Raw genomic sequence first — 12,767 nt, forward strand, 5'->3', positions numbered from 1 at the left:
CAACGGCCCGGAGGGTGGCGGGCAGGACGCCCGCCATAAACTGCCAGGCATCAGACAAGTGAAGAAGCCCGTCCGTCAGGACGGGCTTTTTTGCGTGTGTGGTAACTGTAAAACCGTAGGCCTGATAAGCGCAGCGCCATCAGGCAACCGGCACCGCCGGATGGCAGCTTCGCCTTATCCGGCCTACAAGGTGCGTGCTTTCTCTAACCACCGCAAAATGAAGGCAGAAATCTGCGATACATCATTAAGATCCAAAACGGGTACCGCTACGGCAAGTGGAATATCACTGGCAACCGCAATAACATGCTCATCAAGAATTAATTCTTCCTCGCTGTTCCCACATCCCTGACGAAAAAGTAAGATCTTCGCAACTGCTTCGTGTTTAAACCCTTCTACCAGCACCAGATCCAGTTTTGATGCATCCATCCGGCTCACCAGCCATGCCAGATCCAACTCTTCTTGCTCCGGCGTTTCCGTCATTAACGCCCAGCGCTGCTGACTGGCAACCAGCGTCTGTGCCGCCCCGGCTTTACGCAGCTCGTAGCTATCTTTACCCGGCTTATCGACATCCATATCATGATGGGTATGCTTAATCAGCCCTGGCCGAATACCGTGCGCACAAAGTGCTGGGATCAGTTTTTTCAGCAGTGTTGTTTTTCCCGTGCCGCTCCACGCGGCAATGGCGAGTAGCGGTATCATGGTCTCTTTTGCCATTTCGCGAGTTCCTCCGGCGTGTTGACGTTCACAAATGCCTCCTTACAATCGCTGAAATCAACGGCGTGTCCGCCTACCTGGCGCATAAAAATCATTACCCGCCGCTCGCCTGCTTGCAAATAATCTGTCAACTGGGGCTCAACGGCACGATTAATCAACGCGATCGTTGGATGATCGCGTTCTCCATCATGAACCCAAACCACGGGTGCGCCATGACGCTGCGCTGCTAAACGATCGACCAGGTTGTGGGGGATACAGGGATTGTCACAGGGACAAAACAGAAACCAGTCGCCTGCTACCTGCTGAAAAACGGAAAGCATACCCGCCAGCGGACCGGGAAAGTCAGCGATTGAATCCGGAATGACTTTCAGGCCGCTGGCCTGGTAGATATCCAGATGGCGATTAGCACTAATGACGACCGTAGCAAGTTGTGGCGCGAGCGCGTCGGCAACGTGTCGCCAGAGCGGTTTCCCGTCCAGTTCAAGCAAACCTTTATCCGCACCTCCCATCCGCCGGGCTTTACCGCCTGCTAGCACCACGCCGGTTATTACTTCATCCAGATTCACCGATATCGCCTCTTTTATTGTGGGATTGACCCTGCTACCGTGTCTGTATCAAGAATAAGGAGCACAGCTATGAAATGTAAACGCCTGAATGAAGTCATTGAACTCCTCCAGCCAGCCTGGCAGAAAGAGCCTGATCTTAATCTGACGCAATTTTTGCAGAAACTGGCGAAAGAGTCAGGTTTTGACGGCAAACTGGAAGATTTAACTGATGATATCCTGATCTACCATCTGAAAATGCGCGATTCCGCCAAAGATGCCGCCATTCCAGGGATTCAAAAAGACTATGAAGAGGACTTTAAAACGGCGCTTTTACGCGCCCGCGGCGTTATTAAAGAGTAAAACCTTGTAAGCGGCGCCACCGAAATCGTCACGAAATGATATCCTGAATCATTCGTAGTATTTTCCGGATGATGGGATGAACGACAACGCTTTTACTTTCCAGACGCTACACCCGGAAACCATCATGGATGCGCTGTTTGAACAGGGGATCAGGGTGGATTCCGGGCTGACTCCACTAAACAGTTATGAAAACCGCGTCTATCAGTTTCAGGATGAAGACCGTCGACGTTTTGTCGTTAAGTTTTATCGTCCTGAACGCTGGTCTGTTGATCAAATTCGGGAAGAACACCAATTCGCGCTTGAACTGGTGAAGGATGAGGTTCCGGTTGCCGCTCCGCTCGCGTTTAATGGCCAGACGCTGCTAGCGCATCAGGGCTATCATTATGCCATTTTCCCCAGCGTAGGCGGTCGTCAGTTTGAAGCAGATAATATCGATCAGATGGAGGCGGTAGGGCGTTATCTTGGCCGATTGCATCAGACGGGGCGAAAACGTCCTTTCACTTTCCGGCCTGACATTGGGCTTGCAGAGTATCTTTTTGAACCTCGCCAGGTATTCGAAGATGCCGCACTGATTCCCTCCGGGCAAAAAGCGGCTTTCCTGAAAGCCACTGATACTCTACTGTCTGCAGTTACCGAATGCTGGCGCACCGATTTCGCCACGCTGCGATTGCACGGCGATTGTCATGCCGGCAACATTCTATGGCGTGATGGGCCGCTGTTTGTCGATTTAGATGATGCCCGTAACGGTCCGGCGATACAGGATTTATGGATGCTGCTGAACGGCGACAAAGCCGAACAGCGAATGCAGCTTGAAACCATTATTGAAGCTTATGAAGAAGTTAGTGAGTTCGATACGGCTGAAATTGGTCTCATTGAACCTTTACGCGCCATGCGTTTAGTTTATTATCTTGCCTGGTTGATTCGTCGTTGGGGCGATCCTGCGTTTCCAAAAAACTTTCCCTGGTTAACAGGGGAAGATTACTGGCAGCGACAGACAACGACTTTTATTGAGCAGACTAAAATTTTGCACGAACCCCCTTTACAATTAACGCCAATGTATTAATCGGAGAGAGTTGATCATGAAAAAGATTTGGCTGGCGCTGGCTGGTATGGTTTTAGCTTTTAGCGCCTCGGCAGCACAGATCAGCGACGGTAAACAGTATATCACGCTGGATAAACCGGTCGCTGGCGAACCCCAGGTACTGGAGTTTTTCTCCTTCTACTGCCCACATTGTTATCAGTTTGAAGAGGTGCTTCATGTGTCTGACAATGTGAAGAAAAAGCTGCCGGAAGGCACCAAAATGACCAAGTACCACGTTGAGTTCCTGGGGCCGTTGGGCAAGGAGCTCACCCAGGCATGGGCGGTGGCGATGGCGTTGGGTGTAGAAGATAAAGTCACGGTCCCGCTGTTTGAAGCCGTACAGAAAACCCAGACAGTACAATCTGCCGCGGATATCCGTAAAGTGTTCGTTGATGCGGGCGTCAAAGGCGAAGATTACGATGCGGCATGGAACAGCTTCGTGGTGAAATCACTGGTTGCGCAACAGGAGAAGGCCGCGGCTGACCTGCAACTGCAGGGCGTTCCGGCGATGTTCGTCAATGGCAAATACCAGATTAACCCACAAGGCATGGATACCAGCAGCATGGATGTTTTTGTTCAGCAGTATGCTGATACCGTGAAATATTTGGTTGATAAAAAATAAAAAGAACGCCGGTCACTGACCGGCGTTTTTATAAGATGTTTTAATCTCTTCTATCTGTATATCTTTCTTATCCCACAGCGTATTAAGCCAACGTTGAAAACGGCGTTTGAATGTTTTGTCGTTCACGTAATCGCCGTGCAGTTCTTCATTTATGGGTTCCAGTTGCACCCGAATAACAATACGCGTCAGCCTACCGCTTAGCATATCGTAGAAGGGGTGACTATCGTTGTTTGGGTAACACAACGTAATATTAAGCAGCTTATCGAACTGTGAGCCTAAAACATTAATCGCCATTGCAATCCCGGCTGCTTTTGGCGGCAACAGATGTTGATAAGGTGAATGCGTTTGCTGACGTTTCTCATGCGTAAATCGCGAGCCTTCAACAAAGTTAACGATAGTGGTGGGATACCGACGAAACTTTTCGCAAGAGCGACGAGTTGTTTCAACATCTTTGCCGCGTCGATCGGGGTGTCGGAGCAGGTAGCTACGGGAGTAGCGCTTCATAAACGGCATATCTAATGCCCAGCACGCCAGGCCGATGAACGGCACCCAGGCCAATTGCTGTTTAAGAAAGTACTTATTCATTGGGATATGCTTGCGGAACAGAACGCAAAGCACAACGATATCGGCCCAGCTGCGATGATTACAAATCAGTAAATACCAATTTTTCTTGCTCAGCCCTTCTAACCCTTCTACATCCCATTGCAAGTGCGGATTAAGGCGTAACAGCGCTGCAAGACCAGCACACCAGCAATACATCATGAAATTGCAGAAAATGGAGACCTTGCGCCAGATACCGGGAACAGGCAAAAGAAGCTTTACCATACCGGCAATGATGATTGGTACGGAGCAAACAATAGTGACCAGGATGGTCAATACGATACTCAATGGGAGCGTGATAGCCGCGAGTATTCTCGTCATAATAAATTATTCAAAAGTTAGCCATAAACGGTGCGCGAAAAGGGCGCAAGAGGCTGATTCTATCAGAAAACGATGCTAATGATGGCGCTGAGTGAAATAGAAACACTCGTAACAACTATCCACATTATGATAACGGCATGAATCAGATAATCAGAAAAACGTGATGTTAACAACTCATTGAAAATAATGGGTAATTATTAAGAGGAGAAGGCTATCGCGCTGATTTTAAAGTAATGGTAAGAATTTACACACAAAGTTATCCACAGTTTTTTTTGCGAGCGATCCTGAAGATCGACAAAACTTTTCCGCAAATGCGGCGAAAAACTCAAGTTTTCCTCCTGTATGTGGCATCCTTTAACCATAATCTGTTAAACAGGCACGGACATTATGGTTCAGATCCCAGAAAACCCACTTATTCTCGTAGATGGCTCATCCTATCTCTATCGCGCCTATCATGCGTTTCCGCCGTTAACCAACAGCGCGGGAGAACCTACGGGCGCAATGTATGGTGTCCTCAACATGTTGCGCAGCCTGATCATGCAGTATCAGCCGACGCATGCTGCGGTGGTGTTTGACGCCAAAGGAAAAACCTTCCGTGATGAGCTCTTTGAACATTACAAATCGCATCGTCCTCCGATGCCGGATGATCTGCGTGCGCAAATAGAGCCGTTACATGCCATGGTTAAAGCCATGGGGTTACCTCTGCTGGCGGTCTCTGGCGTAGAAGCGGATGACGTTATCGGTACACTGGCGCGAGAAGCGGAGAAGGTGGGGCGTCCGGTATTAATCAGCACCGGCGATAAAGATATGGCACAGTTGGTGACGCCGAATATTACGCTGATCAACACCATGACTAACACCATCCTCGGCCCGGATGAAGTCGTTAATAAGTACGGCGTGCCGCCTGAGCTGATTATCGACTTTCTGGCGCTGATGGGGGACTCCTCGGATAATATTCCGGGCGTGCCAGGCGTGGGTGAGAAGACGGCGCAAGCCTTGCTTCAGGGATTGGGCGGCCTGGATACGCTGTACGCCGAGCCGGAAAAAATTGCCGGTCTCACTTTCCGCGGCGCCAAAACGATGGCCGGTAAATTAGCGCAGAATAAAGACGTAGCGTACCTGTCTTATAAACTCGCCACCATTAAAACGGATGTTGAGCTGGAGCTGACCTGCGAACAGCTTGAAGTGCAGCAGCCGATTGCGGATGAACTGCTGGGCCTGTTTAAAAAATATGAGTTTAAGCGCTGGACGGCGGACGTTGAGTCAGGCAAGTGGCTACAGGCAAAGGGCGCGAAACCGGCGGCCAAACCGCAGGAAACGGTCGTTATTGATGAATCGCCCAGCGAACCGGCAGCGGCGCTCTCTTATGAAAATTATGTCACGATTCTGGACGACGTTACGCTGGAAAGCTGGATTGAAAAGCTGAAAAAAGCGCCAGTTTTTGCTTTCGACACGGAGACCGACAGTCTGGATAATATCGCCGCCAACCTGGTGGGCCTCTCGTTTGCTATCGAACCTGGCGTTGCCGCGTATGTACCTGTCGCGCATGATTATCTGGACGCTCCGGATCAAATCTCCCGCCAGCGTGCTCTGGAACTGCTGAAGCCGCTGCTGGAAGATGAAAAAGTGCGCAAAGTGGGGCAAAACCTCAAGTACGATCGCGGCGTCTTGCAAAATTACGGTATTGAGCTGCGCGGTATCGCCTTCGATACCATGCTTGAGTCTTACATTCTGAACAGCGTCGCCGGACGCCATGATATGGACAGCTTGTCCGATCGTTGGCTGAAGCACAAAACTATCACCTTTGAAGACATTGCCGGTAAAGGTAAAAACCAGCTCACCTTTAACCAGATCGCACTGGAGGAAGCGGGGCGCTATGCGGCAGAAGATGCGGATGTCACGTTACAGTTGCATCTCAAAATGTGGCCTGAGCTCCAGCAGCACAAAGGCCCGCTGAATGTTTTCGAAAACATCGAAATGCCGCTGGTGCCGGTACTGTCACGCGTTGAGCGCAATGGCGTAAAAATCGATCCTGCCGTCCTGCACAAACATTCGGAAGAAATCACACTACGTTTGGCGGAACTGGAAAAGAAAGCGCATGACATTGCGGGCGAGGCGTTCAACCTGTCCTCGACGAAGCAGTTGCAGACTATCCTGTTTGAAAAGCAGGGTATTAAGCCGTTGAAGAAAACGCCTGGCGGCGCGCCGTCAACGTCGGAAGAGGTGCTGGAAGAGCTGGCGCTGGACTATCCGCTGCCGAAAGTGATTCTGGAGTATCGTGGTCTGGCGAAGCTAAAATCCACCTATACCGATAAGCTGCCGCTGATGATTAACCCGAAAACCGGGCGCGTCCATACGTCCTATCATCAGGCGGTAACGGCGACGGGACGTTTATCGTCCACCGATCCGAACCTGCAAAATATTCCGGTACGCAATGAAGAAGGCCGCCGCATTCGTCAGGCATTTATTGCGCCTGAGGATTATCTCATCGTGTCTGCGGACTATTCACAGATTGAGCTGCGTATTATGGCGCATCTTTCCCGTGATAAAGGGCTGCTCACGGCGTTCGCCGAAGGGAAAGATATTCACCGCGCAACGGCGGCGGAAGTCTTTGGCTTGCCGCTGGATAGCGTGACCGGGGAGCAACGCCGAAGTGCGAAAGCCATTAACTTTGGCCTGATTTACGGGATGAGCGCCTTCGGTCTTTCTCGCCAGCTTAATATTCCGCGTAAAGAGGCGCAGAAGTATATGGATCTCTACTTCGAACGCTATCCTGGCGTGCTGGAATATATGGAGCGCACCCGCGCTCAGGCAAAAGAACAAGGCTATGTGGAAACGCTGGAGGGACGCCGCCTTTACCTGCCGGATATTAAATCCAGCAACGCGGCGCGGCGCGCGGGGGCGGAACGCGCGGCGATCAATGCTCCCATGCAAGGAACGGCTGCCGATATCATCAAGCGCGCCATGATTGCCGTCGATGCCTGGCTACAGGCCGAGCAGCCGCGCGTGCGGATGATTATGCAGGTACACGATGAATTAGTGTTCGAGGTGCATAAAGACGACTTAGATGCGGTATCAAAACGTATCCATCAGTTGATGGAAAACTGCACGCGTATTGATGTGCCGTTGCTGGTGGAAGTCGGTAGCGGAGAAAATTGGGATCAAGCGCACTAAGCATTTAAGGAATAACGCGCTTTTTTCGTAATTAAGCAACATAAGCACGGGGGTTTTGTGATGGGTATTAGAATTCCCTATGTAAAGAATGAAAAAAAATTACGAAAAGGTCTTTCTGTGTTGCTCAAAAAAGAGTAAAGTTATTCACGTAGGGTACAGAGGTAAGATGTTCTATCTTTCAGACCTTTTACTTCACGTAATCGGATTTGGCTGAATATTTTAGCCGCCCCAGTCAGTTTATGACTGGGGCGTTTTTTATTGGGCGTAAGAAAAGTTTCGCTCGCACCGTAGGCCGGATAAGACGCGCAGCGGCGCCATCCGGCATAGCGGATGATTATTCCCCGTCCTGAATCTCTTCGACCGGTGCCAGTTCGCTAAACCAGCTATCCAGCTTCTGACGTAACTTATCCACGCCCTGCTTTTTCAGCGAGGAAAACGCTTCTACCTGCACATCGCCATTAAAAGCCAGCACGGCTTCACGTACCATATTCAACTGCGCCTTGCGCGCGCCGCTGGCCAGTTTGTCCGCTTTGGTCAGCAGAACCAGAACCTGGATATTGCTCTCTACAGCCCACTGGATCATCTGTTGGTCGAGGTCTTTCAACGGATGGCGGATATCCATTAAAACGACTAAGCCCTGTAGGCTTTGACGTTTCTCCAGATATTCCCCCAGCGCGCGTTGCCACTTGCGTTTCATCTCTTCCGGGACTTCCGCGTAGCCATAGCCCGGCAGGTCGACCAACCGTTTGCCATCTACGACTTCAAACAGGTTAATTAATTGGGTACGGCCCGGCGTTTTAGAGGTGCGCGCCAGGCTTTTTTGGTTGGTCAATGTGTTCAGGGCGCTGGATTTGCCTGCATTGGAACGGCCAGCAAAAGCCACTTCAATTCCGCAATCGGAAGGTAAATGGCGAATATCAGGCGCACTCATCACAAAATGCGTCTGTTGATAATTCAGGTTAGTCAAAGCGGTCGTCTCCGTCAGTCAAAGCATTGTGGCGATTATACCTGAACGCCAGCAAAAGACGGATTTTTCGGCGCGGCGGTGCTGTAAGTAAAAGCCATACGCTTTGTGAGACATTGACCATTGCACTTATGCGACATGACAGAGTCGTTGTCAGGCTCAAAGCCAGTTAATATAGTTAAATCATGAATTTATAGAAAGGTAATTGTCTGAAAAAAAGGGATTTGCCGTGTCGGTATCTTGTGAGTTTACCCCAAAAGAGTAAAGTAATGCACATAGCGAGGACGCTAACAGGATCAACGACTCAGGATGAGGGTCAGGAGCGCCAGGAGGCGAAGACACAGGATTGTCAGGAAGACAAACGTCCGGAGACGTTAGTAAAAGGAAATGGAAACAACATGGAATGTTCCAGGCTAAGGGAAAAACAGGGCGTGTTGATAGCCAACAGGGATGGTGGAACCCGTTAAGGGTCGTGAGTCAAGAAAAAAGGCGGCAGATTACTCTGTCGCCTTTTTTCTTTGCTTGCTTTCTGCTAGATTCCGCCTCAATTCTATACTGAATAAAACGGCTTAAAGATCTGACATCATGAAAAAACCAACCTCTGCACCGCGCAGTAAAGCCTTTGGCAAACAGCGTCGTAAAACGCGTGAAGAGTTAAACCAGGAGGCGCGCGACCGTAAACGCCTGAAAAAACATCGCGGTCATGCGCCGGGAAGTCGCGCGGCGGGCGGCAATTCCGCTTCGGGCGGCGGCAATCAGAATCAACAAAAAGATCCACGTATTGGCAGTAAAACACCTGTTCCATTGGGCGTGACTGAAAAAGTGACCCAACAGCATAAACCGAAAAGTGAGAAACCTATGCTTTCACCGCAGGCGGAGTTGGATTTACTGGAAACGGATGAGCGCCTGGATGCGCTGTTAGAACGTCTGGAAGCGGGCGAAACCCTGAGTGCGGAAGATCAAGCCTGGGTAGATGCCAAACTGGATCGTATTGATGAACTGATGCAGAAGCTTGGTCTGTCTTACGATGACGACGAAGAAGACGACGAAGAGGACGAGAAGCAGGAAGATATGATGCGCCTGCTAAGAGGCGGCAACTAACGGGTTTACACCGTGGGCTTGCCCGTCCTGCTTATAACCCTTCCGGTTATATGTTATCTGGTGTGGTTATTCGTTAAACTACAGCGATTGTCGCGGCGACAGAAATGGCTGCGCAGCCGGCTTGCCGCCCGTCATGGCGTGAAGCCGGTACGCCGTACCCGCCAGAGACGCCATCGGAAGGAGTGAGCATGTCTGAACAGCAAATAGACTGGGATCTGGCCCTGATCCAGAAATATAACTATTCCGGGCCACGATATACCTCGTACCCAACCGCGCTGGAGTTTTCTGAAGACTTCGAGGACGCCGCATTCTTGCAGGCTGTGGCGCGTTATCCTGAACGTCCGCTCTCGCTGTATGTGCATATCCCGTTTTGTCACAAGTTGTGTTATTTCTGCGGCTGCAACAAGATTGTCACCCGCCAACAGCATAAAGCTGACCAGTATCTTGACGCGCTTGAGCAGGAAATTCGTCATCGCGCGCCGCTGTTTGCAGACCGTCATGTCAGCCAGCTTCACTGGGGCGGCGGTACGCCTACTTACCTGAATAAAGCGCAAATCAGCCGCTTAATGACGCTGTTGCGTGAAAATTTCCACTTTAATACCGACGCGGAAATCTCGATCGAAGTCGATCCCCGTGAAATTGAGCTGGATGTGCTCGATCATTTACGTGCGGAAGGTTTTAACCGCCTGAGTATGGGCGTGCAGGACTTTAATAAAGAGGTGCAGCGCCTGGTTAACCGCGAGCAGGATGAAGAATTCATCTTTGCGCTGCTTAATCACGCCCGCGATATCGGCTTTACCTCGACTAATATCGATTTGATCTACGGTCTACCGAAACAGACGCCGGAAAGCTTCGCTTTCACGCTGAAGCGTGTGACGGAACTGAACCCCGATCGTTTGAGCGTCTTTAACTATGCGCATCTGCCAACGCTTTTTGCCGCCCAGCGTAAAATTAAAGATGCCGATTTACCCAGCGCGCAGCAGAAACTGGATATTTTGCAGGAGACCATCGTATCGCTTACTCAGGCTGGTTATCAGTTTATCGGGATGGACCATTTTGCCCGTCCGGACGACGAACTGGCCGTCGCGCAGCGCGAAGGCGTGCTGCACCGTAATTTTCAGGGCTATACGACCCAGGGCGATACCGATCTGCTGGGGATGGGGGTTTCTGCTATCAGCATGATTGGCGATGGCTACATGCAGAACCAGAAAGAGCTGAAGCGTTATTACCAGCAAGTGGATGAGCGGGGCAATGCGCTATGGCGTGGCATTACGCTGACCCGTGATGATTGCATTCGTCGCGATGTTATCAAAGCGCTGATTTGTAACTTCCGCCTGGATTTTAACGCTGTCGAACAGCAGTGGGGTTTGCATTTCGCTGAGTATTTTGCCGAAGATTTGCAGTTACTGTCGCCGCTGGCGAAAGATGGGCTGGTGGATATTAGCGAGAAGGGAATTCAGGTGACGGCGAAAGGTCGTTTGCTGATCCGCAATATCTGCATGTGCTTTGACGCGTATCTGCGCCAGAAAGCGCGGATGCAGCAGTTCTCGCGCGTCATTTAGCCGGGTTGCCCGGTGGCGCTGCGCTTACCGGGCCTACACGTTGCGACAACCTGTAGGCCGGATAAGCATTAGCGCCATCCGGCACATTGTCAGCTGAACAGTCCCACCAGCGCGGCACACAATACGGCGGCTAGCGCAGTTTGTGGCGTGTGGCTGTCGACCGCTCCACTCGATACCAGATTAATAATAGATTCTAACATAATGAATCCCCCCGTTTGCCGGGCATGATCATACTGAACTCATCGGAACAGTAAAGCGCAAAATAGCAGCGTTTTGCGCTCAATTATTAATCTTTACACTCGCGGGTAATACTTACTCCATTCCCAGCTCTTTCAACTTCCGCGTTAGGGTGTTTCGCCCCCAACCGAGCAGCCTGGCGGCTTCCTGTTTATGACCCTGCGTATGGCGTAACGCCGTGGTCAGTAGCGTTCTTTCCAGTTCTGGCTGCGCTTCAGAAAGCAGGTTTTGATGACCGGATCGCAAGGCGCGGTCCGCCCATTGCGCCAGTAATGTAGCCCAGCTATCCGGCGGCAGGTGGGACGGGCTATCCGGCGCCGAGGCTTCAAACAGTTCGCCCGGTAAATCCTGGATCAATACCTCCTGTCCGGCGGCCATGACGGTGAGCCAGCGGCAGGTATTTTCTAACTGACGCACGTTACCAGGCCATGCCAGGCGCGTTAACGCCGTTTCGGTTTCCGGATGTAATAATTTGGCTTCCACGCCTAATTCACGGGCGGCGACCTGCAAAAAATGGCGCGCCAGGCGCGGAATATCCTCACGGCGCTCGCGCAACGGCGGAAGATGGATACGAATCACGTTCAGGCGGTGGAACAGGTCTTCGCGGAATTTCCCTTCCTGAACGCGTCGTTCGAGGTTCTGGTGGGTGGCGGCGATAATGCGCACATCCACTTTTACCGGCGCGTACCCGCCCACGCGGTAGAACTGTCCGTCAGCCAGCACGCGTAACAGACGAGTCTGGACATCCAGCGGCATATCGCCAATTTCGTCCAGAAACAGCGTGCCGCCGTCAGCCTGCTCGAAACGGCCCTGCCGGATGGTATTCGCCCCGGTAAAAGCGCCTTTCTCATGGCCAAACAGTTCGGATTCAATCAAATCTTTCGGGATGGCCGCCATATTGAGCGCGATAAACGGCGCTTTGGCGCGTGGGCTATGGCGATGTAGCGCATGGGCGACCAGTTCTTTACCGGTTCCTGATTCGCCGTTAATCAGCACGCTAATCGAAGAACGCGACAGCCGACCAATAATGCGAAACACATCCTGCATGGCGGGCGCTTCGCCTATCATGTCTGTTGTCGGGCCGTTAACCTCGATATTACGCGGCTGCTGCTGCTCCTGATAGTGGCTAATCGCGCGCTCGACCAGAGCGACGGCTTCATCAATATCAAACGGTTTAGGCAGATAATCAAACGCCCCCTGCTGATAGGCGCTCACGGCGGCATCTAAATCGGAATGCGCGGTCATAATGATGACCGGAAGCATCGGGTGACGCTGTTTAATCTGCTTTAATAGCGCCAGCCCGTCCATTCCCGGCATTCGGATATCCGACAGCAAGACGTCCGGCGTTTTACTGGCCAGCGCAGCCAGTACTTCATTACCATTCTCAAAAGTGGTACAGGTCAACCCTGCCCCGGCGAGAGCACGTTCAAGCACCCAACGGATGGAACTATCATCATCGACGACCCAGACTATTCCTCGTTGCATA

The 12,767-nt window shown here is 51.4% G+C and carries 13 protein-coding genes; 7 read left to right on the forward strand and 6 right to left on the reverse strand.

The window, feature by feature from the left end; all coding sequences use genetic code 11:
• Positions 1-183: 183 nt before the first annotated feature.
• Entirely contained in the window at positions 184-699 is a 516-nt protein-coding gene (gene mobB / locus ACLJPE_RS19435; protein ID WP_023892294.1) for a molybdopterin-guanine dinucleotide biosynthesis protein MobB, read from the reverse strand.
• Positions 696-1,280 (reverse strand): molybdenum cofactor guanylyltransferase MobA, encoded by a 585-nt coding sequence (mobA, locus tag ACLJPE_RS19440; protein ID WP_001631527.1) that lies wholly within the window; start codon positions 1,278-1,280, stop codon positions 696-698. The genes mobB and mobA overlap by 4 nt, the downstream gene beginning before the upstream one ends.
• Before the next feature lie 69 nt (positions 1,281-1,349).
• Between mobA and ACLJPE_RS19445 the strand changes: the two genes are divergently transcribed.
• From ACLJPE_RS19445 to dsbA, 3 genes are all read left to right on the forward strand, one after another.
• On the forward strand, positions 1,350-1,619 hold the full coding sequence (locus tag ACLJPE_RS19445; RefSeq protein ID WP_000649858.1) for a YihD family protein: 270 nt from the start codon (positions 1,350-1,352) through the stop codon (positions 1,617-1,619).
• Between the two features lie 76 nt (positions 1,620-1,695).
• A complete protein-coding gene (locus tag ACLJPE_RS19450; protein WP_000999264.1) occupies positions 1,696-2,682 on the forward strand; it encodes a serine/threonine protein kinase in 987 nt (328 codons plus the stop codon).
• A 16-nt stretch (positions 2,683-2,698) separates the two neighbouring features.
• Positions 2,699-3,322, forward strand: a complete 624-nt coding sequence (dsbA, locus tag ACLJPE_RS19455) for a thiol:disulfide interchange protein DsbA (RefSeq protein WP_000725364.1) — start codon at positions 2,699-2,701, stop codon at positions 3,320-3,322.
• Between the two features lie 12 nt (positions 3,323-3,334).
• On the opposite strand, the gene ACLJPE_RS19460 is transcribed toward dsbA, so the two are convergent.
• Positions 3,335-4,243 carry an acyltransferase gene (locus ACLJPE_RS19460; protein WP_000196891.1) on the reverse strand — a complete coding sequence of 303 codons (909 nt, stop codon included), beginning with the start codon at positions 4,241-4,243 and terminating at the stop codon, positions 3,335-3,337.
• A 387-nt stretch (positions 4,244-4,630) separates the two neighbouring features.
• Here ACLJPE_RS19460 and polA point away from each other — a divergent pair, with 387 nt between their 5' ends.
• The gene (gene polA / locus ACLJPE_RS19465; protein ID WP_031602244.1) at positions 4,631-7,417 is read left to right on the forward strand and encodes a DNA polymerase I; all 2,787 of its coding nucleotides are present in this window, start codon (positions 4,631-4,633) and stop codon (positions 7,415-7,417) included.
• A gap of 334 nt (positions 7,418-7,751) precedes the next feature.
• Here polA and yihA read toward each other — a convergent pair whose 3' ends face one another.
• Entirely contained in the window at positions 7,752-8,384 is a 633-nt protein-coding gene (gene yihA / locus ACLJPE_RS19470) for a ribosome biogenesis GTP-binding protein YihA/YsxC (protein WP_000183327.1), read from the reverse strand.
• A gap of 239 nt (positions 8,385-8,623) precedes the next feature.
• Between yihA and ACLJPE_RS19475 the strand changes: the two genes are divergently transcribed.
• The 3 genes from ACLJPE_RS19475 (at position 8,624) to hemN (ending at position 11,044) form a co-directional block, all read left to right on the forward strand.
• Positions 8,624-8,848, forward strand: a complete 225-nt coding sequence (locus ACLJPE_RS19475; RefSeq protein ID WP_001541209.1) for a hypothetical protein — start codon at positions 8,624-8,626, stop codon at positions 8,846-8,848.
• Positions 8,849-8,966: 118 nt separating this feature from the next.
• A complete protein-coding gene (yihI, locus tag ACLJPE_RS19480; RefSeq protein ID WP_000743292.1) occupies positions 8,967-9,482 on the forward strand; it encodes a Der GTPase-activating protein YihI in 516 nt (171 codons plus the stop codon).
• A 188-nt stretch (positions 9,483-9,670) separates the two neighbouring features.
• Positions 9,671-11,044 carry an oxygen-independent coproporphyrinogen III oxidase gene (gene hemN, locus ACLJPE_RS19485; RefSeq protein WP_000003520.1) on the forward strand — a complete coding sequence of 458 codons (1,374 nt, stop codon included), beginning with the start codon at positions 9,671-9,673 and terminating at the stop codon, positions 11,042-11,044.
• An 89-nt stretch (positions 11,045-11,133) separates the two neighbouring features.
• On the opposite strand, the gene ACLJPE_RS19490 is transcribed toward hemN, so the two are convergent.
• Positions 11,134-11,244, reverse strand: coding sequence for a YshB family small membrane protein (locus tag ACLJPE_RS19490; protein WP_001578131.1), 111 nt, complete (start codon positions 11,242-11,244; stop codon positions 11,134-11,136).
• Between the two features lie 112 nt (positions 11,245-11,356).
• On the reverse strand, positions 11,357-12,766 hold the full coding sequence (gene glnG, locus ACLJPE_RS19495; RefSeq protein ID WP_001188782.1) for a nitrogen regulation protein NR(I): 1,410 nt from the start codon (positions 12,764-12,766) through the stop codon (positions 11,357-11,359).
• Position 12,767 lies beyond the last annotated feature (1 nt).

Source organism: Salmonella sp. SAL04196 (genome assembly GCF_046550835.1).
GTDB lineage: Bacteria > Pseudomonadota > Gammaproteobacteria > Enterobacterales > Enterobacteriaceae > Salmonella > Salmonella enterica.

Coding starts and splice junctions, on each gene's coding strand:
- mobB (WP_023892294.1), bottom strand. CDS start 699: ATGATACCGCTACTCGCCATTGCCGCGTGGAGCGGCACGGGAAAAACA.
- ACLJPE_RS19445 (WP_000649858.1), top strand. CDS start 1,350: ATGAAATGTAAACGCCTGAATGAAGTCATTGAACTCCTCCAGCCAGCC.
- ACLJPE_RS19450 (WP_000999264.1), top strand. CDS start 1,696: ATGAACGACAACGCTTTTACTTTCCAGACGCTACACCCGGAAACCATC.
- dsbA (WP_000725364.1), top strand. CDS start 2,699: ATGAAAAAGATTTGGCTGGCGCTGGCTGGTATGGTTTTAGCTTTTAGC.
- ACLJPE_RS19460 (WP_000196891.1), bottom strand. CDS start 4,243: ATGACGAGAATACTCGCGGCTATCACGCTCCCATTGAGTATCGTATTG.
- polA (WP_031602244.1), top strand. CDS start 4,631: ATGGTTCAGATCCCAGAAAACCCACTTATTCTCGTAGATGGCTCATCC.
- yihI (WP_000743292.1), top strand. CDS start 8,967: ATGAAAAAACCAACCTCTGCACCGCGCAGTAAAGCCTTTGGCAAACAG.
- hemN (WP_000003520.1), top strand. CDS start 9,671: ATGTCTGAACAGCAAATAGACTGGGATCTGGCCCTGATCCAGAAATAT.
- ACLJPE_RS19490 (WP_001578131.1), bottom strand. CDS start 11,244: ATGTTAGAATCTATTATTAATCTGGTATCGAGTGGAGCGGTCGACAGC.
- glnG (WP_001188782.1), bottom strand. CDS start 12,766: ATGCAACGAGGAATAGTCTGGGTCGTCGATGATGATAGTTCCATCCGT.